This is a genomic window from Paenibacillus hamazuiensis (assembly GCF_023276405.1).
Classification (GTDB): Bacteria; Bacillota; Bacilli; order Paenibacillales; family NBRC-103111; genus Paenibacillus_AF; species Paenibacillus_AF hamazuiensis.
This window is the reverse complement of sequence record NZ_JALRMO010000001.1, coordinates 3953099-3979516: the sequence shown is the minus strand read 5'-3', so window position 1 is coordinate 3979516 and position 26418 is coordinate 3953099. Positions and strand designations below refer to the sequence as shown.

Sequence of the window (26418 nt, the reverse complement as noted above, 5' to 3'; positions counted from 1 at the left end):
TACCATAGGTATGAAAAGGAGGAGAAAATGTTGGCTAAGAAGACGAATCGCGGTATAGTGACGCTCGGGCTGCTGGCCGCCCTTTTTGTCGGAGCGCTCGATGCGATGGTTGTGAGCACGGCGATGCCGCGCATTACGACGGAATTGCAGGGACTCAGCCTGATCAGTTGGATCTTTTCCATCTACACGCTGACGACTTGCGTTGCGACGCCGATATTCGGCAAGCTGGCCGATTTGTACGGCAGAAGATCGGTGTTTACGATCGGACTTGCCCTGTTCGTTCTCGGCTCGATATTGTGCGGTGCCGCACAGTCGATGCCGCAGCTGATCTGGTTCCGCGCAATCCAGGGGATCGGTGCGGGGGCTTTGACGCCGGTGACGTTTACGATCATCGGAGATTTGTACCCGGGAGAGCAGCGGGCCAAGATCCAGGGCGTGTTCTCTTCGGTTTGGTCCGTCGCGGGGCTTCTCGGACCGCTTGTCGGCGGATATTTCGTCGACCAGCTGACGTGGCGGTGGATTTTTTACATGAACGTGCCGGTCGGCATCATTTCCTTCGTGCTCGTATTCGGCTTTTTGCATGAACAGTTCGAGAAGAAGAAGAAAAGCATCGATTACTTGGGTGCCGTTACGTTTACGGTCGGCATCACCTCTTTGATGTATGCGCTGCTCAACATCGGGGAGTCGGGGGCGGTAAGCCCGACGCTCATCGCAGTCCTGTTTGCGGTTGCGGCGATTTTTCTCGCTTTGTTCCTGGGGGTGGAAAGACGGGCGAAGGAGCCGATGCTGCCGCTCGTGTTGTTCAAAAACCGCATGCTGACGATTCCGTACGCGATGAGCTTTATCGGTTTTACCATCACCGCAGGAGTTACGATTTATTTGCCTTTGTGGATTCAAGAACTTCTTGGCGAGAGCGCCACAAGCTCCGGTCTGACGCTGATGCCGATGTCCATCGCATGGCCGATCGCCGCCAATATTACGGGAAGATACATGTTCAAGCTGGGACCGAAACGGTTTATCGTCGGAGGAGCCATTCTCGTCGTGCTGGGAGCTATCTGGCTGTGGACGGTCGGACTCGGGACGCCGGCTTGGCAGTTGGCCGTCATTATTAGCATCATCGGCTTCGGAATGGGCTGTATGACAACGCCGGCAATGGTGCTCATTCAAACGTCGGTCGGCTGGCAAATGCGCGGCGTAGCTACGGCGACCAACTCGTTTATGAACACGTTCGGGCAAACCGTCGGCGTGGCCGTTTACGGAATGCTATTCAATAGCGTCGTTTCCGGCGGGCAGACAGCCGCGGCGCTGGCCGGCGGGATGCACCTCGTTTTCGGAGTTGTTCTCTTGCTGTCAGTTATCAATCTGGTGACCGTATGCTTCCTCCCGGCCAAGCAGCAGTCGCCCGACCAGCAGCCGGTGCAATCCGGAGCTGCCGCCGGTTAAGACTGCGTTCGCGCAGTCTTTTTCTTTTTTTCGGCAGAGGGCTGCCGCTTTATCTTGGTTCGAGGGGAGCTACCGCCGATTTTTTTTGCAGACGCGCCCGTGAAAAGGCCAGCCGGTACAACCCCAGGTGAGCGCTCAGCAGAAGCAGGTATATCGGGAACGAGAAAGCGAGCCGGTAGCCGTCCTTGTAATGAAACTGTCCAACTTTCACACCTACCGTTTCGAGGGAGATCCCGAGCAGCGCCCAAACGAGGATGTACAGGATGATCGAAAAACCGCGTATTCGAAACCGCTCGTAACCGAATATAAACCAATATCCGAACGGCATATACATCGCATAGGAAATGATATCAAAAAATTGGTACTTTGCCTGGTCGCCGAAATCGTAAAGATCAAACGGCGGTATGCCGATCGTATGGTCGAAGATCAAGCCGAATGTGATGCCGATAAGCATATTAAAGGTTGTCTGCATCGGGGAAAAGCTCCGCGGGAACAAACGGATCGCCGCGAGTCCGATAACAGTCAGCCCGATAACCAACCACTCGTTTCCGTTAAAATGAGTATCATAAACGATATTATCGGTCATCGCACCCAGCCTTCCTTGGCTGCCATCCATTGGAAAGTTTTACCGACCAACAGGATGTAGGCCATCATGGCGGCAATCATCACGGACTCGTCGAATAAATTCCAGCCATTGTCCATCAGGACGTTATACTGCCGAAGCGCATAACCGGTGATCAGCTGCATGGCAACCGCATAAACCGATATTCCCCAGCGCACGCCGGCTTTTCTTGTTGTCAAAAACACGTTGGCAAAGGTAAGCAATACGAAAGTGACGGTTAAATCGTTATGAATAATGAGCGATATGAAATGGGGGACATTTTGATTCATTATAAATAACCGGAGATCGTATCCGATAATGGTCAGCTTGTTGGTAAGCACGCACTCCGCAGCCATAAACAAAAGAAAATTGACGGATAGCGGCAGCTTGCGGGGCAGGCTGATCAGCACATGGATGCAAAACCACGCGAAAAGGACGAAGATGACGACAACCATGCTCGGAACCCTCCCCTGTCAAAAACGGACAAGCCGAAATCGACGTTATGGCATAGATATTGCTCATTTTTTCCAAGAGGGTTAAGTTTTATGTAAAAAATGTCATCCCGTGCTGCATCATCGCGGCTTTGCAGGCTTCGCCGGTGACCTGCCGGAAGCGAATCGGCCTCCCCAGCACCTCGGATATGATCTGTGCCGCACCGTTCTGTGCTAAAATAATGGTAATCCGCCCGGAGAGATTCCGGCAATCGGCAATCATGCCTTTTCTTTGTGTAGACAACATCCCGGCGTTTTTATTGTCTTTGAATCTGCGAAAATTGCTTGCTTTCATGTTTGCGGCAGGCTGGACAGGAAAGGGAGACACCACTGCATGAAGAGACAAACCGCTTTGGACAAGCTGAAGAGCAAGGCAAGAAGCATCAAGCAAAACATATATGTCCTATACCTGGCCTACAAAGACCCGAGAGTTCCACGGTACGCGAAATTATTTGCCGTATGCGTTGTCGCCTACGCTTTCAGTCCAATCGATCTGATTCCCGACTTCATTCCGGTTTTAGGATATTTGGACGATTTGATCATCGTTCCTCTCGGCATCTCGCTGGCGCTCAAAATGATTCCGGAGCCTGTCCTCGCAGATTGCAGGGTCAAAGCGGAGGAGCTGAGGAAAAACGGAAAACCGAAAAACTGGTTCACCGGCGCGTTATTTATTGCAGTATGGATTTTAGCCGCCTTATGGATAGGGAAGCTTTTGTACGGTTGGCTGAAACGATAATTTTTCAATGGAGGCGTGAATATAATGAAAACGCTTAAAGGTTTGGCCGACTGGCTGAGCGGAATGGAGCTTGTCGATCTGTCGCACGAGCTGGAGGAAGACATGCCGGTATATCCGACGCATTCCCGGTATGTACATTCAAAATGGGATTCGTTTGAAACGGGAAGTCCGGCGCTCGTATGCCAGCTGCTTATCGGCGAACATTGCGGCACGCATATGGACGCGACGGGGCATTTTTTGCAGGAAGGCCATCCGCAGCATCAATATATGGCGCAGACGCCTTTGGAGAGGTGCATAGGCAGGGCGCTAACGCTGGATTTCGGCCATTATGAGGCTGGCGATCTGGTTTCCAAGGAAGAGATTATTTCCTGGGAAAAGTCGAACGGCGAAATCGGCGGGGGCGATATCGTGCTGCTGCGGTTCGGCTGGGACCGTTACTGGGCCCCGCGCTCCGTAAGCAGGGCGTACACGGATCGTTGGCCGGGCATCGACGGAGAGGCAGCGGCTTACTTGGCCGCAAAAGGCATCAAGGCGGTCGGCTGCGATACGCTGGCGATCGACGGCTCCTTGTCCAAGGGCAATCCGGCGCATTATGCGCTGCTCGGCAGCGGCATCAACATTTTTGAAAATTTGAAGGGGCTGGACCGCATTCTGGGTGAGTCGCTTTTCATCGGATTTCCTCTGAAAATCAAGGGGGGATCGGGTTCGCCGATCCGGGCGGCCGCCTTCATTTCACGAGCACGATAAGTACGGGCAGCAGGAGAAACGAGGCCAATGTCGTCCACAGGATGCATTTGGACACGAAGTTCGGCGACGCGTCGAATTTTTCCGCCAGGATGACGGCATTTACCGCTGCCGGCATGGATGCCAAAATAAGCAGTACCGCAAACAGCGTTCCCTGGATGCGCAGCGCGAGCAAAATGATGGCGGCAAGCAGCGGGGACAGCAGCAGCCTGATGCCGATGCCCGCCCAAAACGCCTTCTGTACATTGCGAAGCAGCTCGCCGCCCTGCACACTGATCATCTGCGCTCCCAGCACGCAGAGAACGATGGGCGAATAGGCGCCGGAAACCATGGCGATCCCTTTGTCCACCGTTGCCGGGATGGGAAAGTCCAGCATGCGTACGAGCACGGCCGCCGCCGCCGCATAAATGGACGGAAGCCGGAACACGGATTTGAAGGCGTCTTTCATTGCAAATTGCGAACGGGCGGCCAAGTAAATGCCCACGGTGTTGACAAGAATCATTTGGATGATGACGTATACCGACGCTTTGTCGAGGCCGAGTTGGCCGAAAGCGAGCAGCACGAGCGGGAGTCCGTAATTGACGCTGTTCGTCAACGTCGAAACGAGGGTGAGGCCGGCAAGCTGCGGGGCGGACAACCCGAGTATTTTGGAAACCGCAACGGCGGCGGCCCAAAGCACGATAAAGTTGAATATGCAAAAAAGCAGCGTTTGCGACACGTCGTTAAGCGAGATTTCCGCTTTCGTCAACGTTTCGAAAATGAGCGCAGGGCTTAAAAAATACAAGGCCAACGTCAGCAGCGGTTTGGTATCGAGTTTTTGGTACCGCTTTAGCAAAATGCCAACGATGACCGGGATGGAAATGGGAACGAACACCTGGTACAAAGTGGCGAGGACCGTCTGGATCATCGGTAAAATCCTTTCCGCAATCAGCGCAGATATCTTTTTTAGATTATCAAAAGAGGAACGTTTGGTCCAAGATGAAAAAGCTATCGGTTTATCGATAATGCCTATGAGTGACGTTATGTTTTGATGTGTATTAAATGTGGAATTTAAAATTATATATTGCGTTTTAAATGTCGGTAATTTATATTTATGACATACCATATTATAAAGGAGCGAATCCGGTATGATCATTTCCGGCGAATTATCGGCAAGCAATGAGACGGGAAACGTGCAAAAGCTCGATTTGGGCGTTGTCATTTGCAAGTGGTGCAATCAAGTTCTAACCACGATACCGACGAACGGCGTTACGAAAATATACGGCGAATGCAAGGACGGCGCTTGCAAAGAGAGCAATCATAAAAATCATTAGGATTACGTACAAAAGGCGGCTCGCGTGAGCCGCCTTTTTGTATGAAGAAAAAGCCGCTGCTTCGCGGCTTTTTTTGTTACTACATCGCGTACGCGGGGAAAGAAGGATAACCGAATTCGAGCTCGTCCAGGCACGCCGGGCAAACCTCGCCGCGGCTCAGCATATTCGCGGTAAAGGCGCAGCACCTCGGGCATGCCCGGTTATTAGGGTCCGAGTCCTGATCGTCAGCCGCCGGGTCATGCTGATTTTTCTCCATGGCGGGTAATGCGGAGGCAGTTTGCATGTTATGCATCGATCCTTTCTTCATAATAATGGTCAGGGTGAAAATAGCAACTTTATTAGTATACAATATATTTAAATAGTATGCATTAATTACCTTGGCATGTGGCAAAAAGATGCGTTTTATATTGCCTGTTTCGGAAACCTAATTGGCAGTCTATACCGTATGATTCACTCTATTCCCGCATTTGTTCAGCGATTATGGTTCGGATTTTATTTTAGTTGACTTGATTTCGATCTGAACGTTTTATCCGAGGAGGACAAAGACAGGGTCGAGAAAGAGGCGTGCTACCGCGCTATGCCTGCCGGGTATAGCAGGCAGCAGTCGACCCGTCCGCAGACTTTGTCCTATGCGCTTGCCGACTCTCCGGCCGGACAGCTGGCCTGGATGGCCGAGAAGTTTTAGTAAACGATGCCTATCCTTGACACAGCTTTCTGCGGGTGGAACAATGGAACTGTCGGATGCGGCACCGGATTTCACCCAATGAGAGCGAGGCGGAAGTAATGAAGCAAATTGTAATCATCGGCAGCATCAATATGGATGTCATCAATCGCGTGAAAAAGCACCCCGTTCCGGGGGAGACGATTAAAAGCTTTTCGACGGCGTACATGCCGGGAGGCAAGGGAGCGAACCAGGCTGTGGCCGCGGCGCGTTCGGGAGCGCGCGTCGCGATGGCCGGCGCCGTCGGGAGCGATGCGTTCGCCTCGGAGCTGGTCGCATCGCTGCGGGCGAGCGGAGTCGATACCGGCTTCGTGCTGCGCAAGGAGGGCACGTCGGGGCTCGCCTTCATCACTGTGGACGAGTCCGGGGAAAACAACATTATACTGGCGGAAGGAGCCAACGGGGCGCTTACGCCCGAAGATTTGGCGCCGGTTTGGGAGCGGCCCGAATTGCTTGCGATTTTGCTGCAGAACGAAATCCCGTGGGAGACGAACCGCGAAGCGATGCACAAAGCGAAAGAGCGGGGCGTTCGCGTCATTTTCAATCCGGCTCCGGCGATGTCGCTCCCGGCGGATATGCTGCCGTATATCGGCACGCTGGTGCTGAATCAATCGGAAGCCGAACAGGTGACGGGCCTTCGCGCCGAGCGGCCGGACGAGGCGGAGAGGGCCGCGGAGCAGTTGATTGCTTCCGGAGTCGGTGAAGTTATCATCACGCTAGGAGCGGAAGGCTCGCTGTATATGAACAAACAGGGAGAGCGCATCTTTACGCCGGCGTTCCGGGTGCAGGCGGTCGATACGACGGCGGCCGGCGATACGTTTATCGGCGCCTTTGCCGCATCGCTTGCGGCGGGGAAAGCGGTTCGCGACGCGCTTGTCTTCGCCTCCGCCGCCGCTGCGCTGACCGTGACGCGGAAAGGGGCGCAGGAATCGATACCGGACGCAGATGAGATCGAGCGGTTTTTGCAGCAAAATCAATAGTACATACCTTTTGAGGCGCAGCGGCACTTCGCATAGTAGCGAACGTGTCTGCTGCGCCTCATCGCTTTTTTTTTTTAGATAAAGAATGGAGATGTTAGTTCATGGGGAAAATTGTAAACGTTAAAGGGGGTGGTCCTCATGATGCGGGTTGTGTTCAGCTTTTTATTTTGGTTGGCGGCGTTATATTTCAATGATGCGTCCGTATGGAAAAAAAACGCACGCAACGCTGTTATTCATGATTGCCGGAAATTATTTGGTTACCCTTATCACTTATAACTTTCCTTTATGGGATTTGAGCTCGGAGTTAGGCGGACATTTAATCAACGATACTTATCTTAATGTTGTTGTTTACCCGCCCACCGTTTTTTTGTTGATGAGGTTTTACCCTAACGCCAAAAAGGTTATCTATCGAATATTGTACATATCCTTTTGCGCTTCCGTATTTACGCTTGTAGAGCTGATTGAATATTACTGCGGCAACATACATTATTATAACAATTGGAACATTTGGAAATCATTATTTGTCAATTTAGGGATGTTTTCGGTATTAAGAATACATTATTCGAAGCCGCTTCTGGCCTACATCCTTTTTATGATTGAGGTCGCTGCTTTGATTATCATTTGTAAAATCCCGTTATCCGGGATCAAATAAAGTGCTGCAGAATAATTTTCCTCCATTCGGTCAAAATTACCTCATAATCGCCGGAAGGAGGAAGTATCCGACTTATGAAGACGACCAAATATGCCAATATGCTGAGCATGACCGAGCTCGATTCTGCGGAAAAACGGCTGTACCCTTTTGACATATTATCGAAGCTGCAAAAAGAAACCCCGGTTCGCTACGATGCCTCGAGAGAGTGCTGGGATATTTTTTCATACGAAGACGTGCACCGGGTACTGAAAGATCCGGGAACGTTTTCCTCCGCCAGGGGCATGAACGCCGGACAAAATATGCTGTTTATGGATCCGCCGAAGCATACGCAGATGCGTGATTTGGTAAACAAGGCGTTTACGCCGCGGGCGATTCAGGAGCTGGAGCCCCGCATCCGGTCGATCGCGGAGGAGCTGCTGGAGCAAGCCGGCGGGGAAATCGAACTCGTCGGCGGGTTTGCTACGCCTCTGCCGGTCATCGTCATCGCGGAGCTTCTTGGCGTTCCGGCGGAAGACCGCGCGTTTTTCAAGAGATGGTCGGACGTGCTGGTCGAAGGGGCGGAGGATTTATCGGATGAAGCGTTTCAGAAAATTTCGGAAAAGCGGATGCAAACCGTTCAGGAGCTTTTCGGCTATTTCAAAAAAATACTCGAAATCCGCTCCAAACGCCCGCAGGAAGATTTGATTTCGGCGCTTATTGCGGCTGAAATTAACGGAGAAAAGCTGACGGAGACCGAGGTGATCAGCTTCTGCATCCTGCTTTTGGCCGCGGGAAACGAAACGACGACCAATCTGATCACGAACTCCGTGCGCATCCTGACGGAGCAGCCGGCCCTGCAGGAAGAGCTTTCCGGCGACCCGGAGCTGATTCCGGGATTCATCGAGGAATCGCTGCGGTATTATCCGCCGATTGTGGCCATCGGCCGCGTCGCCACCCGGGATGTCGAAATCGGTGCGCATACGGTCAGAGAGGGCGAGCAGGTCATTTCCTGGGTCGGGGCGGCCAACCGCGACGAAGCGAAGTTTACGGAGCCGGGACGCTTCGACATGCGCCGCAAGCCGAACCCCCATATGTCATTCGGCTTCGGCATTCATTTTTGCCTCGGTGCGCCGCTCGCGCGGCTGGAAGGCAAAATCGCCCTGCGGATGCTGCTTGAGCGTTATAAAGAGATAGCGCTCGTACCCGGCCAACCGCTCGTTCCGATACCGAGCTCGTTTGTATTCGGCGTCAAAAATTACCCTGTAACCTGGAAACCGGGAATGTAGGTTAAGAACGGTTGAGAGTTAATTTTTCCCCGACGATAAGCGGCGAACGATGATATGCTGGCAGTAGCATATAAAGGGAGGCGATGCTTATGGAAAGCCATGTTCAAACGATTCGGGCAAAATCCAAGGCGGGGGAAGGTGCATCGACGGCCCGGTAAACTGCAGCTTCCCTCTCGACGGGTCTGTCCACCGTCGTGCAATGCGATAACTCGCGCCGGAAGAAGCGCGAGCTATTGGAAAGGGGTATCAATATGGCGGATCAAGATCATGAGCATTCAGGCAGGAACGATGCCATCGTGCTTTCCTCCGGGAAGTCGGTGATACGAAAGGACGGCGTCGTGCTCCGGCCGTCGGGACCGTGGACTCCCCATGTACATTCGTTATTGCGGCATTTGCGGAAAGCGGGAATCGAATTCGTGCCGGCCGTCATCGGCTCGGGTCTGGATAACGAAGGCCGCGAAACGGTGAGTTATATGGAAGGGGAGTTCGTACATCCCGGTCCTTGGAGCGACGAAGGGATCGTGGAGGTCGGCAAGATGCTGCGCCGGCTCCATGATGCATCCGCTTCGTTCGCACCTGCGGCGGATGCGGTGTGGAAGCCGTGGTTTTTGCGGGAGCCGGGGGATTCCAAGCGGGTGTTCAGCCACGGCGATGTGGCGCCATGGAATATGGTGACGCAAAAAGGGATGCCGTTTGCGCTGATCGATTGGGAATATGCCGGTCCGGTCGATCCGCTGGCGGAGCTTGCGAGAGTATGCTGGCTTTTTCCCCAGCTTCATGACGACGATGTCGCGGAGATGGTCGGTCTGCCCTCCCCGGACGTAAGAGCCCGGCAGGTTCGCCTGCTTGCGGACGCGTACGGAGCGAGTTCCCTGCAGCGGCGCAAGTTGTACGAGCTTATTCTCGAAGTCGTCGTCCGCGAGACGGCGGAAGAGGCGGTAGAGCTGCGGGCCACTCCGGAAAGCCGCGGCCCGCTCTGGGGGCTGGCCTGGAGAGCGCGGGCAGCAGCTTGGATACTGCGGCACCGCACCCTTTTGCTGCAAGCGCTGGCTTAGCAGGTTGCTTCGGCCTACAACCGGGTTCGTAAAGGACCCCGGGTATGCTCAACCCACGTTCTCTCGCTCATCAGGTTCATAAAGGAACTACAGTGCGCTAAAATGCTCATTTCCGGTGATTTGCCAAGAATAAAGGAACTCAGATGCGTTATTTGCATGTTTTTCTCCTCCTCATGCCATTTTTCGCCGTTTTAGCGCATCTGAGTTCCTCTATTTTTTCGGGTATGCTCATTTCCACCGATTAGCGCACCTCAGTTCCTCTGTTTTTCAAATGTGCTTATTATTGCTGCTGCGGTAATAGAGCGCCCTCGATCCCACGGCTCGAATTTCGCACGACGAGCTGCGTATCGATGAACGATTTCGTCCTGACCGTACCGCGGTTTTCGATCATGGCGAGCAGGTTGGAGACGGCAAGCTCGGCGATTTTTGCTTTTTCCACGTGAACGGTTGTCAGTTCGGGCGTGACGATCATCGATTCCTGGATATTGTCGAAGCCGATGACGGAGATGTCCTCCGGCACGCGGATGCCAAGCTCGGCGAGCGATTTGATGACGCTGATGGCGATGTAGTCGCACTCGCAGAACAGTGCCGTCGGCAGAGGGCCTGTGAGCCCGGCTATGCTGCGTTTGAACTCCTCCTGGGAAGCAATGGTGACGGGGGAGACGGAAAAAATATGCCTGTCACCGACCGACAGGCCGTCCTCGGCGAGCGCCTGCATAAAGCCTTTTTTGCGGCAGTCGAAGTTGTACATGCGCGAATGCGACTGCACGTAGCCGATTCTTCGATGACCGCCGTCCAGCAGGTGGCGTCCGGCTTGATAAGCGCCCATGACGTTGTTCATGACGATGAAGTTTACATTGAGCGTTTCAAAGCATGTATCGAGCACGACGAGATTCGGCTGTTTTTGCGCGACATGGCTGATTTGCTCGCGGGTCAAATTCGTGCCGAGCAAAATCATGCCGTTCGATTCATGCTCCGCCTCCAGCGCGGATATGGCATGTTCGAAACGGTCCATCGGCACCGAAGAGAAAAACAGGGAGTACCCCCGAACCCGGCACTGCTCCTCGATATCATGGATTAGCTCCATGAAAAAAGGCTGGGACGAATATTGCTCCAAAACAATGCCGGAATTGACGCAGGCGACAAAACGCAGCGTATGTGAAATGCCATACGTTTTTTCCGGTTTGACCGATCCTCTCGGCAAGTAGCCGCTTTCCTTCACAATCTCCAATATTTTAAGCCGCGTTTCCTGGCTGATCCCGGGTTTCCCGCTGATCGCGAGAGAAACGGACGATTTGGACACCCCGGCCAATCGGGCGACATCCTCCATTTTCATGATGTTCATCCGCTCCTTTAGCAGCATCTACAAAATAACAACTAAACAAGTTTAGTTTAAATGCTGCTAATTTATAATGCAACAATTAATTTTTATGGATATTAAGCGATTTCAAGAATATATTTAGCTTATAACCATATTAAATTTAGAATAGTTTACTAAAAATAGGTTGACGGTTTAGTTTGGCGGTGCTATTATTTGGTTGAGCGGGGGAACTATATCCGTTATCGCCCAAATTCGATTGCGTTAATTAAAATGCTGAAAACAGGGAGGGTCACAGCGAAGGGAGGAAAAACTGAGCAAAATGACAGCGTTTTCAAGTTAAATCCATAACCGCAAAACAAGTTTACTAAACAAAAATGGGAGGCGGTATACATGATTAGGGGGAAATTTGGATTTAAGCTGGGGACGATCGTTTCGCTGGCAGCTATGCTGGCGGCGTGCTCGCCGGGCGGCGGTGCGCCGGCGGACAGCAAGGGGGCGGACGGCGGGAAGAACGGCAACCAGAATGTCGAGCTGCGTATCATGTGGTGGGGCTCGCAGGTACGCCACGACGCCACGCTGAAGGTGATCGATTTGTTTGAGAAGAAGAACCCGAACATCAAGATCAGCGCGGAATATTTGGGCAGCGACGGCTACTGGGATAAGCTGAACACGCAGATCGCCGGAGGCAACGCGCCGGATCTGATCCAGCTCGGCAACAACTATCCCGACTACGTGGCGAGAAACGCTCTGCTGGACCTCCGGCCTTATCTCGGCAAAGAGATCAATGTGGACAATTTCGACAAGGCAACGGTCGATTCGGGCGATTTGAACGGCAAGCTGTACGGCATCAACCTCGGCTCGAACGCATTCGGCATCGCTTATAATACCGAGCTGATCAAAAAAGCGGGGATGCAGCCGCCGACCGGCAATTGGACCTGGGACGAGTTCGGCAAATATGCCGCCGATTTGACCAAGGCGCTCGGCAAAGGGAATTACGGCGCCACCGACGAATCCGCATTGCCTCTGTACCTCAACTATTTCGCGCGACAAAGCAACAAGACACTGTACAAGGACGGCAAGGTCGGCCTCGGCAAAGAGGATATCGAGAAATGGTTCACGATGTGGGATAACTTCCGCAAGGCGGGCAGCGTGCCTCCGGCGGAATTCACCGCGGGTTATACCGAGCAGCCTGACAACTCCTCTTTTGTCGAAGGCAAAACCGCCATGCATCTGATCTGGTCGAACCAGGTGAATGCCTACCAGAAAAACATGAAGGACGAAATCAATATCGTCATGCCTCCGAGCGGCGGTTCCGGTTCCGCGCAAGGGCTGTGGCTGCAGCCGAGCCAATTCATGTCCGTCAACGCCAATACGAAACATCCGAAGGAAGCGGCGGCGTTCATCAGTTTTATGGTGAACGATCCGGAAGCGACGATGATTCTCGGCAGCGAGCGCGGCGTCCCCGGCTCGTCCAAGGTGCGCGAGGCGCTGAAGGCGCAGGCAACCCCGATCGACAAGAAAATTTACGATTACGTCGATCTGGTGGCAAAAAATGCCCGCACCGTCGACCGCGAAATTCCGAACGGGAAAGAATTCGAATCGTCGATCAAAACGCTCAGTCAAAAAATCGCGTTCGGCAAAGATACGATTCCGAACGCTTCCCAGGAGCTTTTCCAAACCGCGGAAAAGGTCATCGGCAAAAAATAATACATGCCTGAAAGCCTCAGAACCCGGACTCGGATGATTTCATTCGGGTCCGTGTCTTAAGAATCGCACAAATATCCGGCAGCGAAAGAAGGGGTTTGCATGAATTCCGTTACCGCCGCGCGCAGCGGAAAATCCGGGACGGCCCGCACTTATCTCGTCAAGCTATGGAAAAAAAACCGCGTCGCATACTTGTTTCTTCTGCCTTGGCTCGTCGGCCTGTTCGTGCTCACGCTCGGCCCGATGGTCAACTCGTTCTATTATTCTCTGACGAAGTTTGATCTCATCTCGCCGCCCAAATTCGTCGGTTTGGAAAATTACAAGACGATGTTCACCGCGGATCCGCGTTATTTCACTTCGCTCAAGGTCACGTTCACCTACGTGTTTACGTCGGTGCCGCTAAAGCTCATTTTCGCGCTGCTGGTCGCTGCCCTCATGAACCGCGGTCTGCGGGGCCTGGGCTTTTACCGGACGCTGTATTATCTCCCGACGCTGCTCGGCGGCAGCGTGGCGATCGCCGTATTATGGCGGAAAATATTCGGCGCCTCCGGCATCGTCAACCAGTTTTTGCTCAAATTCGGCATTCATGCTCCGGACTGGATCGCCAATCCGAAATATGCGCTGTATTCGATCGTCGCTTTGTCGGTTTGGCAGTTCGGCTCTTCGATGATCATTTTTTTGGCCGGGCTGAAGCAAATTCCGCAGGACTTTTATGAGGCGGCCCAAGTTGACGGGGCGAGCAAAATCAAGCAGTTTTTCTTCATTACGATTCCGCTTTTGACGCCGGTTATCTTTTTCAACCTGGTTATCCAGCTCATCGGCGCATTCCAGGCGTTTACGCAATCGTTCATCATCAGCGGCGGGCAGGGCGGTCCGATCGATTCGACGCTCTTTTACACGCTGTATCTGTATTTGAAGGGATTCGCCTTTTACGAGATGGGCTACGCTTCGGCGATGGCTTGGGTGCTGCTGCTTATCATCGGCGTGTTTACGGCTGTTATTTTCGCATCCTCCAAATATTGGGTGCACTACGGGGACGGGGGGAAATGAGATGGCGCAAGCTAACGCACTGAATCGTCTTTTACTGCACGCCATCATTATAATCGTCGGCCTGCTTATGCTGTATCCGATCCTGTGGCTCATCTCCAGCTCCTTCAAGCCTTCCAATCTGATCTTTACCGATTTGAGCTTATGGCCGAAGGAAGTGACGCTGGGCAACTACATCAAGGGATGGGCCGGCATTTCGCGGGTGAAGTTTTCCACCTTTTTCGTCAATTCGTTTATTGTCGCGTCGCTTTGCGTTCTCGGCAATCTGCTGTCGTGCTCGCTGGCGGCATACGCGTTCGGACGGCTGGATTTCAGTCTGAAAAAGCTGTGGTTCTCGATCATGCTGCTGACGATCATGCTTCCGCACCATGTGACGATTATTCCGCAGTACATCCTGTTCAAGCAGTTTAACTGGATCGATACGTATTACCCGCTTACGGTGCCGAAGTGGCTGGCGACGGATGCGTTTTTCATCTTCCTGATGGTGCAGTTCATCCGCGGTTTGCCGAAGGAGCTGGATGAATCGGCGACGATCGACGGCTGCGGGCAAGCGCAGATTTACTGGCGGATCATATTGCCGCTCGCCGTGCCGGCGCTGATTACGACCGCGATCTTCACGTTCATCTGGACGTGGGACGACTTTTTCAGCCAACTGCTATATTTGAACACGGCGAAGCTGTATACGATCCCGCTCGGGCTGCGCTTGTTCATGGACTCGTCGGGAGATTCCAACTGGGGCGCGCTGTTTGCGATGTCGGTGCTGTCGCTGGTGCCGAGCCTCGTGATCTTTTTCAGCTGCCAAAAATATTTCGTCGAAGGTATCTCCACCTCGGGGATCAAGGGGTAGGCAGCCGAGAGCGGGTAAAACCGCCTAACAGCGTGCCGACCGAGCGCAGGAGAGGGCCGAGAGGCGGAAAAACCGGCTGTCAGGCCGGTTGGAGCTGCGGGAAGAGGCCTGTGGGCGCCCGAGAGCGGGTAAAACCGCCTAACAGCATGCCGACCGAGCGCAGGGGAGGGCCGAGAGGCGGAAAAACCGGCTAACAGTCGGATATGGTGGTGCTTTAAGAACGGCGACGGTAACCGGGGCGGATAAAACCGTCATGCCAGAAGGTTAGGCGAGTCGGGAAGCCCCGCTCTCACCGCGCCGCAGCTAAATAAATCTAACTAAGCGGAGTGATGTCGATGACAACGGAGCAGCAGACAGATCGAATCGAGCGGTGGGGGCTTTTTGAGATCAGCCTGACCGGGCCGGACTCCGGCAATCCGTATAAGGACGTGCATGCGGCGGCCGAGTTTCGGTACGGGCACCGCACGGTGAAGGTCGCCGGCTTTTACGACGGAAACGGCGTCTATAAAATCCGCTTCATGCCGGACACGGTAGGGGAGTGGACATATTCGGCGGAGCTTCGGGCAAATCCGGTGAGCGGAGCCGGCAGCGGACTGGAAGGCGGCAAAACCGGACTCAATGCCGCCGAATCGGGCGCAAGTAATTCCGGGCCGACGCCCGTCGGAACCGCAAGTCCGGCCGGTTCGCAGGATGGCGCAGCCGGATCGGCCCGCAGCACCGCGGGAGACGTGACCGGTCCGATTGCCGGCGCATCCGGGCGCTTCGAGTGCGTCCCGGCTTCGGCGGGAAACCATGGGCCGGTCCGCGTCCGCGACGAGCGGCGATTCGTCTACGAAGACGGGACGGCGTACGTGCCGGTCGGCACGACGTGTTACGTCTGGACGCATCAGGAGCCGGCTCTGCAGGAGACGACGCTGCAGACGCTGGCGGCAGCGCCTTTTAACAAAATCCGGATGTGCGTGTTCCCGAAAAGGTACAGCTTCAATACAAACGAGCCGGAGCATTTCCCGTTCGCCGGCTCCCGCGAGGAAGGCTTTGACCTGACCCGCTTTAACCCGGCGTATTGGGCGAATCTGGAGCGGCGCATCCTCGACTTGCAGCGGCTTGGCGTCGAAGCGGATCTGATCCTTTTTCACCCGTATGACAAAGGGCATTGGGGTTTCGACCGGATGGATGCGGAGACGGACGAGTTTTACCTGCGTTACACGATCGCCCGGCTGGGGGCATTCCGCAATGTATGGTGGTCGCTCGCAAACGAATTCGACTTCATGACGGAGAAAAGGATGGACGACTGGGACCGCTTTTTCCGCATTGTGCAGACGAACGACCCTTACGGGCACTTGCGCTCAATCCATAACGGGACGAAAATGTACGATCCGACGACCCTTGTCATCTATGATCACAGCAAGCCGTGGGTCACGCATGTGAGCATGCAGTACTGGGAGCTGCAAAGCGTCACCGCCTGGCGCAAAACGTACCGCAAGCCGGTCGTCGTCGATGAGTGCTGCTATGAGGGAAACCTGCCGCAGCGCTGGGGCAATATTACGGGCGAGGACATGACGGCGCGTTTCTGGGACGGCTTCGCGCGGGGCGGTTATGTCGGTCATGGCGAAACGTTTTTGAACCCGGAGGAGGTGGTTTGGTGGTCCAAGGGCGGGAAGCTGTACGGCGAGAGCCCGGAGAGGATCGCTTTTCTCAGGCGAATCTTTGAGGAGATGCCGGAGTCGGCGGGGCCGCTCGAAAGCTTCCGCGACGCGCCGACGATCGGGACCGAAGGAGAGTATTATTTGCAATATTTCGGCATACACAGGCCGGCGTACAGGGAGCTGCCGCTCCCCGAAGGTAAGAAATTTCAAGTGGACATCATCGATACGTGGAACATGACGGTCACGACGCTGGGCAGCGAATGCGAAGGGCTAACCCGAGTCGATATGCCGGGAAGGCCGTACATCGCGATCAGAGCGCGTGCCGTTTGACGGTGAGGCAATACGATGCCGGATGGACCGGCAAAAAAATATCGGGAGGAACCCCCTTATGGCGAAAATTACGTTAGGCTACGCGCCGACAAGACGGTTTGTTTTCAGCGCGGAGGATGCGTTCAAATACAAGGTGCTCATTCGCAATAAAATCGAAAGCTTCGGCCTCGACATGGACATCGTCGACCTGGAAGGGCTGAACACCGAGGGGCTGCTGTACGACGACAACTTCAATGCGGAGGAAATCATCAAGCATTTTAAACAGCACGAGGTGGATGCGGTGTTTTTCCCGCACTGCAACTTCGGCACGGAAGATACGGTGGCGCGGGTCGCCAAGGCGCTCGGCAAGCCGGTGCTGCTGTGGGGGCCGCGCGACGAAAGCCCGCTCGAAGACGGCATGCGGCTGCGCGACACGCAGTGCGGGCTGTTCGCGACCGGCAAGGTGCTGCGCCGCTTTAACGTGCCGTTCACGTACATCACGAACAGCCGGGTCGACGATCCGGTGTTCGAGCGCGGCTTCAAAAACTTCGTGGCCGCCGCCAACGTGGTGAAGGAGTTCCGGCGCTTGCGCATTTTGCAAATCGCGCCGCGTCCGGCGTCCTTTTGGACGATGATCTGCAACGAAGGCGAGCTGCTGGAGCGGTTCGGCATCGAAATTCATCCGATCACGCTGGAGGATATCAAAAGCGCGACGAAAAAAGCCGCCGCCTCCGACACGCCGGCGCTGCTGGCGGCTATTCAATATATTAAGGAAACGCTCGATTATTCCGAGGTCGGAGAAGAGGCGGTCCGCAAAATCGCCGCGCTGAAAGTCGCGATGAAGGATTACGCGGTCAAAACGGGCAGCACCGCAATTGCGATCCAGTGCTGGTCGTCACTGCAGGACGCGCTCGGCATCATGCCTTGCCTGGCTAACGCGATCCTCACGGACGAGCAAATTCCGGTCACTTGCGAAACGGACATTCACGGTGCCATCACCTCGGTGATGGTGCAGGCCGCGACGATGAATGCGGCGCCGACGTTTTTCGCCGATTTGACGATTCGCCACCCGGAAAACCCAAACGGCGAGCTGCTGTTTCACTGCGGCAACTTCCCGGTATCGCTCACGGTGGAGCAGGATAAGCCGAAGCTGCGCAAGCACTTCCTGTTCGATGATCATTCGCCGGGCACGCACGAAGGGGAGATCAAGGGCGGCACGATGACGCTTGCGCGTTTTGACGGGGACCATGGGGAATATTCGATTTTTCTCGGAAAAGCGAAGGGCATCCAGGGACCGTATACGCGAGGTTCGTATGTATGGGTGGAAGTGAACGACTGGCCGTTGTGGGAGGAAAAACTCGTCAAAGGCCCATACGTGCACCACTCCGTTGGCATTCACGCCGACGTGATCCCCGTGCTGTACGAGGCGTGCACCTATATCCCCGGCCTTACGCCGGACCCTGTCGATCCGACGGTGGCGGAAATTCAGGCTTGGCTGCGCGGCAGCGATTTGAAATGACCATGTACAGAGAAAGGGTGGAGAAGCCATGAATATCGACGAATTGCGGCGAAAAGCGGTGCAGATCCGCATGGACCTGCTGCGCATGATCCATCATGCGAAAACGGGCCATACCGGCTCGTCGCTCAGCAATACGGACATTTTGGTCGCTCTTTATTACGGGGTGATGCGAGTGGACGCCGCCCGCCCGAAATGGGAGGAGCGCGACCGCTTTATCGCAAGCAAGGGGCATGCCGTCGAATCGCTGTACTGCATTTTGGCGGACAAAGGGTTTTTCCCGAAGGAGGAGCTTAAGACGTACAGCCGTTTCGGTTCGCGGCTCATCGGGCATCCGAACAACAAGGTGCCGGGAGTCGAGATGAACACCGGGGCGCTCGGACACGGGCTGTCGATTGCGGTGGGCATGGCGAAGGCGGCGAAAATGGACGGCAAGCCGTATCGGGTCTACACGCTGATGGGTGACGGCGAGCAGGCGGAAGGATCGGTGTGGGAGGCGGCGATGGCCGGGGCCCATTACAAGCTCGACAACCTGATCGGCATCATCGACCGCAACAAGCTGCAGATCAGCGGCACGACCGAGGAGGTCATGGGGCTGGAGCCGCTTGAGGAAAAGTGGGCCGCGTTCGGCTGGAACGTCGTCCCCGTTAACGGCAACGACATGGCGGAGTTGGTGGATGCGCTGCAGGCCGCTCCGCGCGAGGCGGGAAAGCCGATTTTGCTGATGGCGTACACGACCAAGGGCAAAGGCGTGTCGTTTGCGGAAAATGTGCCGCATTGGCACCATCATGTGCCAAGCGACGCCGAGCTGGAGCAGGCGCTGGCCGAGCTTGCGGGACAATTGCAGGAGATTGCGGGGGATCGGGTATGAACCAAATAGCGAACAGACAGGCGCTTTGCGAAAAACTGCTCGAGCTTGCGAGGAAGGACCGCGATATCGTGCTGCTCGCCAGCGACTCGCGGGGCTCGGCGTCGATGGTGCCGTTTGTCAAGGAGCTGCCGGAGCAGTTCGTCGAAACCGGCATCGCCGAGCAAAATATCGTCGGCATCGCCGCGGGGCTGGCGCATTCCGGGAAAAAGCCGTGGGTGACATCCCCGGCGTGTTTTCTGAGCATGCGCGCGATCGAGCAGGTGAAGGTGGACGTGGCTTATTCCGCCACGAACGTGAAGCTGATCGGCATCAGCGGGGGCGTCAGCTACGGCGCGCTAGGCATGTCGCACCATTCGCTGCAGGATATCGCCGTCACCCGGGCGATTCCGGGGCTGGCGGTCATCCTGCCGGCGGACCGGCACGAAACGAAGCGGATGACCGAAGCGCTTGCTGCGCACGAAGGCGGCGTTTATGTGCGGATCGGACGCAACCCGGTCGAGGACAGCTACGAGTCGGACGATTACCCGTTCGAAATCGGCAAGGCGGTCACGATGCGGGAAGGCAATGACGTAACGCTGATTGCAGCCGGGGAAACGGTACGTGTGGCGCTGGACGCCGCAGACCTGCTCCGCGCGGATGGGGTCGGCTGCCGCGTGCTCAATATGCATACGATCAAGCCGCTCGATACGGAGGCGATTTTAAAGGCGGCGGAGGAAACCGGACGGATCATTACGCTGGAGGAGCACAGCATTTATGGCGGACTCGGTGCGGCCGTAGCCGAAACGGTCGTGCAGCACCGCCCGGTGCCGATGCGGATACTCGGCATTCCCGACGAGCCGGCGATCACCGGCAAAACGTCGGAGGTGTTTGCGCATTACGGCATCAGCGCGGCGAACGTCCGTACCGTGGCGCTGGCGATGTCTGGCAAGGGGTGAAGGGGCTCGAATGGAGAAGCAATGGATTATCGCCGTTGACCAAAGCACCTCGGGTACAAAAGCTCTGCTGATCGACCGCAGCGGCGTCGTTCGCTCCAAGTTTTCGCTCGATCACAGGCAGTTTTACCCTAAACCCGGCTGGGCGGAGCACGATCCGCTGGAAATTTACGGCAACGTAGTGACGGCGATTCGCGAGGTGTTGCGGGAGGCGGAGGCGGTCCCGCAGCAGCTGGCGGCTATCGCGATCACCAACCAGCGGGAAACGGCGGTCGTCTGGGACGGGGACACCGGGGAGCCCGTGTATAACGCGATCGTTTGGCAATGCCGGCGTACGGCCGCGTTTTGCGACGGGCTCAAGCAGGACGGCCATGAGCGGACGGTGCAGGGGAAGACCGGACTTGTGATCGATCCGTATTTTTCCGCGAGCAAGTTTCGCTGGATTTTGGATCATGCCGAGCCGGTTGTCTCCGGGCGGGCGAGGAAGCTGCTGGCCGGCACGATCGACAGCTGGCTCATCTGGAAGCTGACCGGCGGTGCGGTGCATGCGACCGATTATACGAACGCGAGCCGAACCTCGCTGTTCAACATTCATTCGCTGCAGTGGGATCCGGAGCTGATTCGGCTGTTCGGCGTAGGCGGCGTAACGCTGCCGGAGCCGCGGCCGAGCGATGCCGTCTACGGCCACACCGCCGACCCGGCGCTGTTTGCCGAGCAGGTGCCGATATGCGGCGTCATCGGCGACTCGCAGGCGGCGCTGTTCGGGCAGATGTGCCACCGCCCGGGCATGGCCAAGGCGACTTACGGCACCGGCACGTCCGTCATGATGAATACCGGCGCACGGCCGGCGAACCCGGCGAACGGGCTTGTTGCGACGATCGCCTGGGGATGCGGCGGCAAGGTCGACTATGCGCTGGAGGGCATCATCCACAGCACCGGCGACTGCGTGAAGTGGGTGCGCGACCAGCTCGGGCTGTTCGCCGACTACGCCGATGCGGAGGCGCAGGCGGCCGAGCTCGCGGATAACGAGGGCGTCTACCTCGTTCCTGCGTTCGTCGGGCTCGGCGCGCCGTACTGGGCGCCGAACGCGCGGGCGGCGCTCGTCGGCATGAGCCGCCGCACCGATCGGCGGCACATCATCCGCGCCGCCTTCGAAAGCATCGCCTACCAGGTGCGGGAAACGGTGGAGCTGATGGAGGCCGAGGCCGGCGTCCCTTTGCAGGAGCTGCGCGCGGACGGCGGGGCGACCGGCAACCGGTTCGTCATGCAGTTTCAGGCGGATCTGCTGCAAACGCGGCTCGTGCAGGGGGCCGTTCCCGAGCTTTCGGCCATCGGCTGCGCGATGCTCGGCGGACTCGGCAGCGGCTTCTGGAGCGGGCCGGAGCAGCTCGCCGAGCTGATTCCGAGCGGCGGCGAGTATGCGCCGCTCATGGAGCGGGCGGTCCGCGACGCCTATTATGCAGGCTGGAAAAACGCCGTTCGCGCGGTGATTGCGTAGCGGCTCGGCGTTTTCGATGATTGCTTTAGCCTATGGCGCAAGGAGGCGTTGACATCAGTGAATACCACCTGGCGGGTTGAGCGATGGTGTGTGTTTGAACTCGCTTTGCCCGGTATGTACGATGCCCCGGAAAACCGGGGAGCGAGAGTCGTTTTTCGCAAAGGAGACAGAGTCGTCGTGGCGGCGGCTTTCGGCGTTTCCGGCGGTACGCCCCGCATCCGGTTTATGCCGGATGAAGAAGGCGAATGGTCTTACGAGGTGACGGGCGTTCCGGCGGGAGGCGAGCCGGCTTGCGGCAGCCTGCTTTGCACGGCCCCGGCCGCCGGCAACAAGGGGCCGGTTCGCGTTTCCGGCGAACGTTCCTTTGCCTACGCCGACGGAACGCCGTATTATCCGTTCGGCACAACGTGCTTGCACGGGCTGCGGCGGGAAAACGCGGCGCACACAGTGGCGTCGCTTACGCAAAGTCCGTTCAACAAGGTTCGGATAAGCGTCGGGCTCAGCGCCGCGGAGCCGGAGCTGCAGGCGCTGGAAGAAGCGATAGCGGCGCTGATGCAAAAGGGCATAGAAGCGGAGCTGCTGCTCGACATTGAAGACAGGGATCAAGGCGGTATTGCGCGGAAACAACGTACGGGGCGGGAGGGTGGACCGGAGTCCGGACAGCGGGATGGTTGGACGCCGGACGGTGGACCGGAGCCCGTGGAGCAGGCCGGCTCGACGCCGGAAGGCGGACCGGAGCTTAGGCAGCGGGATGAATGGACGCCGGACGGTGGACTGGAGCCCGGGGAGCGGGACCGCAGGCTCGAACAGCTGGCCGCCCGTTTTGCCGCGTACCGCAATGTGTGGTGGGCTTTGCGGCCCGGAGATCAGGGACGAAACGGGTGCTCGCGCTCGTGGCGGGAGAGGGAACGATTGCTCCGGATCATTCGGGAGAACGATCCGTACGGCCATCTGCTGACGATCCACAGCGACGAACCTTTAACGGATTTCGGCGACCGCGCGATTACGCACGTCAGCCTGCGAAGCGGTGACCCGAGTCAAACGTCGGCTTATGCGCAATTGCACGGCAAGCCGGTCATCCTCGACGAATGCGGCTGCGAAGGAAACGCGCCGGCGCGGGAAGCGAGCCTGCCCGGCGAGGAAATGGTCAGCCGCATATGGACCGCCGTATGCCGGGGAGGCTACGCGGGACACGGCGAGATGCTGCTGCCGGGCGCGAAGGAGGATGCCGCTTACGAGGAGCCAGGCGGTTTAACCGGGCGATCGGAGGACGATTCCTTGACGTACGCTGCGCGTATCGGGGCCGCCTCGCCGGCGCAGAGCGAAGAGTCCGCGGCATCCCGAGCCGAAGCTCCGAACCCCGGGGCGGAAGGCGAAGCGGCCGCACCGGGCTGCATTGCGGCACCCTCCCGCGGCAACACCTGCTGGCACACGCACGGAGGCGCGGTGCGCGGGGAGGCGTCAGCCCGCATCGCGTTTCTTCGCGGCATCCTGGAAGCCGCGCCCACGGGCCTGCGGTATATGCCGGAATTTTACGACGCCGCCACGATAGGGATGGACGGCGTGTATTACTTGCAATATTTCGGCATTCACCGGTTTCCGTACCGGCAGTTCGAACTGCCGGAAGGACGTTATGCCGTGGATATCGTGGACACATGGAACATGACGGTTCTGACGCTGCCGGTTCTCTATGAAGGCAGCATGCGCATAGAGCTGCCGTCGCAGCCCTACTACGCGCTGCGCATCCGCAGCACGGCCGCAAGAGAGGGCGCTTTGCAAGGAGCTGCGATCAGCGAGAAGGACAGAGAGGCGCTTAGGCAGCGAGCGGAGGAAAACGACAATTTCATACGCCCGGCGAAGCGGATGGGTGCCATAGGAACGGAGGGAGCACGATGAACGGCGGCAATGCGGATTACGGCGAAAAACAAACGGAAGTCGAGCGTTGGGGCCGGTTCGAAATCGGCTTCCGCGGTCCGGAAGAGGGCAATCCGTTCCGCGAGGTTTCATTCCGCGCTGCCTTTCGCCACGGCAATCGGGTGGTGGAGGCGGACGGCTTTTACGACGGCGGCGGCGTCTACAAGCTGCGCTTCATGCCCGATGCCGAAGGGGAATGGAGCTTCGTGACGTACAGCAGCTGCCACGAGCTTGGCGGTCTGAGGGGGAGCTTTCGCGTCATCCCTCCGGGCCCGGCCAATCATGGACCGATTCGCGTCAAGGATACGTACCGCTTCGAATACGAGGACGGTACGCCTTATCTTCCGTTCGGCACGACGCTGTACCATTGGTTTCACCATGGCAGCGAAGAGGAGGAGCGGCAGACGCTGGAGACGCTGGCCGCTTCACCGTTCAATAAGGCGCGCATGTGCGTGCTGCCGACCGGGGCGATGGATCCGCCAATGCTCGCGTTCGCCGGAAACCGGACCGGCGGTCATGACGTCAGCCGGTTTAATCCGGACTTTTTCGCCCATCTGGAGCGGCGCATCGAAGATTTGCAGCGGCTTGGAATCGAGGCGGACGTCATCCTTTTTCACCCGTACGATCAGGAAGTGTGGGGGTTCGAGCAGATGGAGCCGGAGACGGAGGAGGCATATTTGCGTTATGTAATTGCGCGGCTGTCCGCTTACCGGAACGTCTGGTGGTCGATCGCCAACGAATACGATTTCAACAAGCATAAAACGGTGGCGGACTGGGACCGGCTGCTTCGCTTCGTGCAGGCGCGCGATCCTTACGGCCGTCTGCGTTCGATTCATAATGGGACCAAAATGTACGATTACGAACGCACTTCCACCTACGACTTCTCCAAGCCGTGGATAACGCATCAGAGCGTGCAGCATTGGGAGCCCGGCCTGACGGCAAGCTGGCTGAAAACACACAGGAAGCCGCTCGTCCTCGACGAAATGTGCTACGAAGGGAACGCGCCCCGCAGATGGGGGAACATTTCCGGCGAGGAGCTTGTGCGGCGTTTTTGGGAAACGATGGTGCAGGGAGGGTATGCTTCCCATGGCGAAGTGTTTTTCGAAAAAAGCGACTGGATCTCCAAAGGAGGCCGGCTGATCGGAGACAGCCCGCAGCGGATCGCCTTTTTGCGGAAGCTTATGGAGCAAGGGCTGCCGGATGTGTGGCGGCCGGAGGGGGAACGCGAACTGTTTTGGCATTATTTCGGCATAAGCCGCCCGTCCTCCTGGGAGCTGAAGCTGCCGGAGGGGAAGGCATACGCCGTCGATCTGGTCGATACGTGGGAGATGACCGTGGAACGGCTCACCTGGTTAGCCAAAGGCGAATGCAGCATCGGGCTGCCGGGCAAATCGTATATGGCATTGCGTTTGAGGCAGGTGCAGTAAATCCAAATCCATATGGAGGGGATTCCCTTGAATCGAAAACATGCAGCTGTGTCGATCGGCTTGCTCGCAGCGTTAACGCTTGCGGCAGGCTGCACAAGTGGAACCGTGGAAACCGCAGAGCCCAAGGAAGCCGACCCGCAGGCCGTCCCTGCGCCCGGCAATGCCGGACCGGTGGAGATCACCGTTTATTCGGCGCCCGGCGACTCCGAGGAGTCGTGGAACGAAAATTTCGGTAACGCCATCAAGAAGAAGTTCCCGAACTATACGATCAAGTTCATCAATCCCCGCGGCAACGATGCGTTGAAAATTCAAAACCAGATCACGGCCGGGCAAAATATCGATATTTACTATGAATCGATCGGCGGCTTTTTTTCCAGTGTGCCGGACAACAACCTGCAGTTCGATTTGACCGACCTGATCAAAAAGTACAAGGTCGATTTAAGCCGTTTCGAACCTACCGCGATCGAAGCGATGAAGAAATCGGCAGGCGGGCAGATTTGGGGACTTCCGGTTTATACCAACAATATGATTTTGTATTACAATAAAGATATATTCGACAAATTTGCGGTTGCTTACCCGAAGGACGGAATGACGTGGGACGAGGTGACGGCGCTTTCAAAGCAGCTGAACAAACGGGACGGAGGCAAACAATATATGGGCCTTGCCGTTTCTCCGTCCCATGTGATCCGAATGAATCCGTATTCCGTGCCGCTTGTCGATCCTCAGTCGCTGCAGGCAACGATCAATAAGGATGAGCGATGGAAAAAAATGTTCCAGACGTTCTTCGAAGATCCGGCATCGGACGCCGGCTACAGGGAGGGGATTCAGGCGCGTGGCAACAAGTTGCCCTACACCGACCAGTTTACGAAGGATCAGACGTTGGCGATGTTCGTCATGATCTCCACCTTGCCGACACTTTTGCCGCAGGATTTCGCCCAGGTCAACTGGGATATGACGTCCGCGCCGACGTTCCAGGATTTGCCCGGCACAGGCACGCAAAGCTACCCGACGTACTTTCTGATCCCGAACTTCAGCAAACATAAGGAAGAGGCTTTTCAAATTATCCAGTACTTGACCTCCGATGAAGTGCAAAAGGAAAACGCGAAAAAAGGGGTCATGTCCGTGCTGAAAGGCGACGAATTCAAAACCGCCTACGGACAGGAAAGCCGGTTTAAGGATAAAAACCTTAAGGCCGCATTTTACAACTCCTTTGCTCCGATCATGCCGAAAACGAAATACGATTCGATTGTGGAAAAAGCATATACGAAATCGGTGGTCGATCTGTCCCTGGGAAACATAGATCTGAACACGCTGCGGCGGAATGCGGAGGAGGAGGCAAACAAAGGGATTGCAAGTCTCGCCAATAAATAACCTGTTTCGCAAAA

At 56.4% G+C, this 26418-nt stretch carries 25 protein-coding genes; 19 read left to right on the top strand and 6 right to left on the bottom strand.

Going from position 1 to position 26418, the window contains the following annotated elements:
• Nucleotides 1-27: 27 nt before the first annotated feature.
• The gene (locus MYS68_RS17425; RefSeq protein WP_248927056.1) at nt 28-1443 is read left to right on the top strand and encodes an MDR family MFS transporter; all 1416 of its coding nucleotides are present in this window, start codon (nt 28-30) and stop codon (nt 1441-1443) included.
• Nucleotides 1444-1492: 49 nt separating this feature from the next.
• Here the strand turns inward: MYS68_RS17425 and MYS68_RS17420 are convergent, their stop codons facing one another.
• The 3 genes from MYS68_RS17420 to MYS68_RS17410 all read right to left on the bottom strand — a co-directional run bounded on the left by MYS68_RS17420 (nt 1493) and on the right by MYS68_RS17410 (nt 2830).
• Nucleotides 1493-2029: a hypothetical protein gene (locus MYS68_RS17420; protein WP_248927055.1), complete on the bottom strand. Its 537-nt coding sequence runs from the start codon at nt 2027-2029 to the stop codon at nt 1493-1495.
• Nucleotides 2026-2499 carry a hypothetical protein gene (locus MYS68_RS17415; RefSeq protein WP_248927054.1) on the bottom strand — a complete coding sequence of 158 codons (474 nt, stop codon included), beginning with the start codon at nt 2497-2499 and terminating at the stop codon, nt 2026-2028. Before MYS68_RS17415 ends, MYS68_RS17420 begins: the two co-directional genes overlap by 4 nt.
• An 88-nt stretch (nt 2500-2587) precedes the next feature.
• Nucleotides 2588-2830: a hypothetical protein gene (locus MYS68_RS17410; RefSeq protein ID WP_248927053.1), complete on the bottom strand. Its 243-nt coding sequence runs from the start codon at nt 2828-2830 to the stop codon at nt 2588-2590.
• Between the two features lie 39 nt (nt 2831-2869).
• Between MYS68_RS17410 and MYS68_RS17405 the strand changes: the two genes are divergently transcribed.
• Both MYS68_RS17405 and MYS68_RS17400 read left to right on the top strand, forming a co-directional pair.
• Nucleotides 2870-3271 (top strand): YkvA family protein, encoded by a 402-nt coding sequence (locus MYS68_RS17405; RefSeq protein ID WP_248927052.1) that lies wholly within the window; start codon nt 2870-2872, stop codon nt 3269-3271.
• A gap of 24 nt (nt 3272-3295) precedes the next feature.
• Nucleotides 3296-4018: a cyclase family protein gene (locus tag MYS68_RS17400; RefSeq protein WP_248927051.1), complete on the top strand. Its 723-nt coding sequence runs from the start codon at nt 3296-3298 to the stop codon at nt 4016-4018.
• On the opposite strand, the gene MYS68_RS17395 is transcribed toward MYS68_RS17400, so the two are convergent.
• Nucleotides 3999-4922: an AEC family transporter gene (locus MYS68_RS17395; RefSeq protein ID WP_248927050.1), complete on the bottom strand. Its 924-nt coding sequence runs from the start codon at nt 4920-4922 to the stop codon at nt 3999-4001. The genes MYS68_RS17400 and MYS68_RS17395 overlap by 20 nt on opposite strands.
• Nucleotides 4923-5142: 220 nt before the next feature.
• On the opposite strand from MYS68_RS17395, the gene MYS68_RS17390 reads away from it, so the two are divergent.
• On the top strand, nt 5143-5328 hold the full coding sequence (locus MYS68_RS17390; protein WP_248927049.1) for a GapA-binding peptide SR1P: 186 nt from the start codon (nt 5143-5145) through the stop codon (nt 5326-5328).
• 79 nt (nt 5329-5407) lie between these two features.
• Here the strand turns inward: MYS68_RS17390 and MYS68_RS17385 are convergent, their stop codons facing one another.
• A complete protein-coding gene (locus MYS68_RS17385) occupies nt 5408-5620 on the bottom strand; it encodes a hypothetical protein (RefSeq protein ID WP_248927048.1) in 213 nt (70 codons plus the stop codon).
• A gap of 491 nt (nt 5621-6111) precedes the next feature.
• Here MYS68_RS17385 and rbsK point away from each other — a divergent pair, with 491 nt between their 5' ends.
• The 4 genes from rbsK (at nt 6112) to MYS68_RS17370 (ending at nt 10001) form a co-directional block, all read left to right on the top strand.
• The gene (gene rbsK, locus MYS68_RS17380; RefSeq protein WP_248927047.1) at nt 6112-7029 is read left to right on the top strand and encodes a ribokinase; all 918 of its coding nucleotides are present in this window, start codon (nt 6112-6114) and stop codon (nt 7027-7029) included.
• Nucleotides 7030-7219: 190 nt separating this feature from the next.
• Nucleotides 7220-7681 carry a CBO0543 family protein gene (locus MYS68_RS39095; protein WP_420852134.1) on the top strand — a complete coding sequence of 154 codons (462 nt, stop codon included), beginning with the start codon at nt 7220-7222 and terminating at the stop codon, nt 7679-7681.
• A 74-nt stretch (nt 7682-7755) separates the two neighbouring features.
• Complete coding sequence (locus tag MYS68_RS17375) at nt 7756-8946, top strand: cytochrome P450 (protein ID WP_248927046.1); 1191 nt, start codon at nt 7756-7758, stop codon at nt 8944-8946.
• Between the two features lie 251 nt (nt 8947-9197).
• Nucleotides 9198-10001, top strand: a complete 804-nt coding sequence (locus tag MYS68_RS17370; RefSeq protein ID WP_248927045.1) for an aminoglycoside phosphotransferase family protein — start codon at nt 9198-9200, stop codon at nt 9999-10001.
• A gap of 280 nt (nt 10002-10281) precedes the next feature.
• Here the strand turns inward: MYS68_RS17370 and MYS68_RS17365 are convergent, their stop codons facing one another.
• Nucleotides 10282-11337 (bottom strand): substrate-binding domain-containing protein, encoded by a 1056-nt coding sequence (locus tag MYS68_RS17365; protein WP_248927044.1) that lies wholly within the window; start codon nt 11335-11337, stop codon nt 10282-10284.
• A 375-nt stretch (nt 11338-11712) separates the two neighbouring features.
• On the opposite strand from MYS68_RS17365, the gene MYS68_RS17360 reads away from it, so the two are divergent.
• The 11 genes from MYS68_RS17360 to MYS68_RS17310 all read left to right on the top strand — a co-directional run bounded on the left by MYS68_RS17360 (nt 11713) and on the right by MYS68_RS17310 (nt 26404).
• On the top strand, nt 11713-13029 hold the full coding sequence (locus tag MYS68_RS17360) for an ABC transporter substrate-binding protein (RefSeq protein WP_248927043.1): 1317 nt from the start codon (nt 11713-11715) through the stop codon (nt 13027-13029).
• 99 nt (nt 13030-13128) lie between these two features.
• Nucleotides 13129-14076: a carbohydrate ABC transporter permease gene (locus MYS68_RS17355; RefSeq protein WP_248927042.1), complete on the top strand. Its 948-nt coding sequence runs from the start codon at nt 13129-13131 to the stop codon at nt 14074-14076.
• Between the two features lies 1 nt (nt 14077).
• Entirely contained in the window at nt 14078-14920 is an 843-nt protein-coding gene (locus MYS68_RS17350) for a carbohydrate ABC transporter permease (RefSeq protein WP_248927041.1), read from the top strand.
• Nucleotides 14921-15255: 335 nt separating this feature from the next.
• Complete coding sequence (locus tag MYS68_RS17345) at nt 15256-16896, top strand: DUF5605 domain-containing protein (protein ID WP_420852133.1); 1641 nt, start codon at nt 15256-15258, stop codon at nt 16894-16896.
• A gap of 58 nt (nt 16897-16954) precedes the next feature.
• On the top strand, nt 16955-18394 hold the full coding sequence (locus MYS68_RS17340; protein ID WP_248927039.1) for an L-fucose/L-arabinose isomerase family protein: 1440 nt from the start codon (nt 16955-16957) through the stop codon (nt 18392-18394).
• Nucleotides 18395-18422: 28 nt separating this feature from the next.
• Nucleotides 18423-19262 carry a transketolase gene (locus MYS68_RS17335; RefSeq protein WP_248927038.1) on the top strand — a complete coding sequence of 280 codons (840 nt, stop codon included), beginning with the start codon at nt 18423-18425 and terminating at the stop codon, nt 19260-19262.
• Nucleotides 19259-20197: a transketolase family protein gene (locus tag MYS68_RS17330; RefSeq protein ID WP_248927037.1), complete on the top strand. Its 939-nt coding sequence runs from the start codon at nt 19259-19261 to the stop codon at nt 20195-20197. The genes MYS68_RS17335 and MYS68_RS17330 overlap by 4 nt, the downstream gene beginning before the upstream one ends.
• Before the next feature lie 10 nt (nt 20198-20207).
• On the top strand, nt 20208-21692 hold the full coding sequence (locus MYS68_RS17325) for an FGGY family carbohydrate kinase (RefSeq protein ID WP_248927036.1): 1485 nt from the start codon (nt 20208-20210) through the stop codon (nt 21690-21692).
• Nucleotides 21693-21749: 57 nt separating this feature from the next.
• A complete protein-coding gene (locus tag MYS68_RS17320; RefSeq protein WP_248927035.1) occupies nt 21750-23588 on the top strand; it encodes a DUF5605 domain-containing protein in 1839 nt (612 codons plus the stop codon).
• Nucleotides 23585-25033 (top strand): apiosidase-like domain-containing protein, encoded by a 1449-nt coding sequence (locus MYS68_RS17315; RefSeq protein ID WP_248927034.1) that lies wholly within the window; start codon nt 23585-23587, stop codon nt 25031-25033. The genes MYS68_RS17320 and MYS68_RS17315 overlap by 4 nt, the downstream gene beginning before the upstream one ends.
• Nucleotides 25034-25060: 27 nt before the next feature.
• Nucleotides 25061-26404, top strand: a complete 1344-nt coding sequence (locus MYS68_RS17310) for an ABC transporter substrate-binding protein (RefSeq protein WP_248927033.1) — start codon at nt 25061-25063, stop codon at nt 26402-26404.
• Nucleotides 26405-26418: the final 14 nt, after the last annotated feature.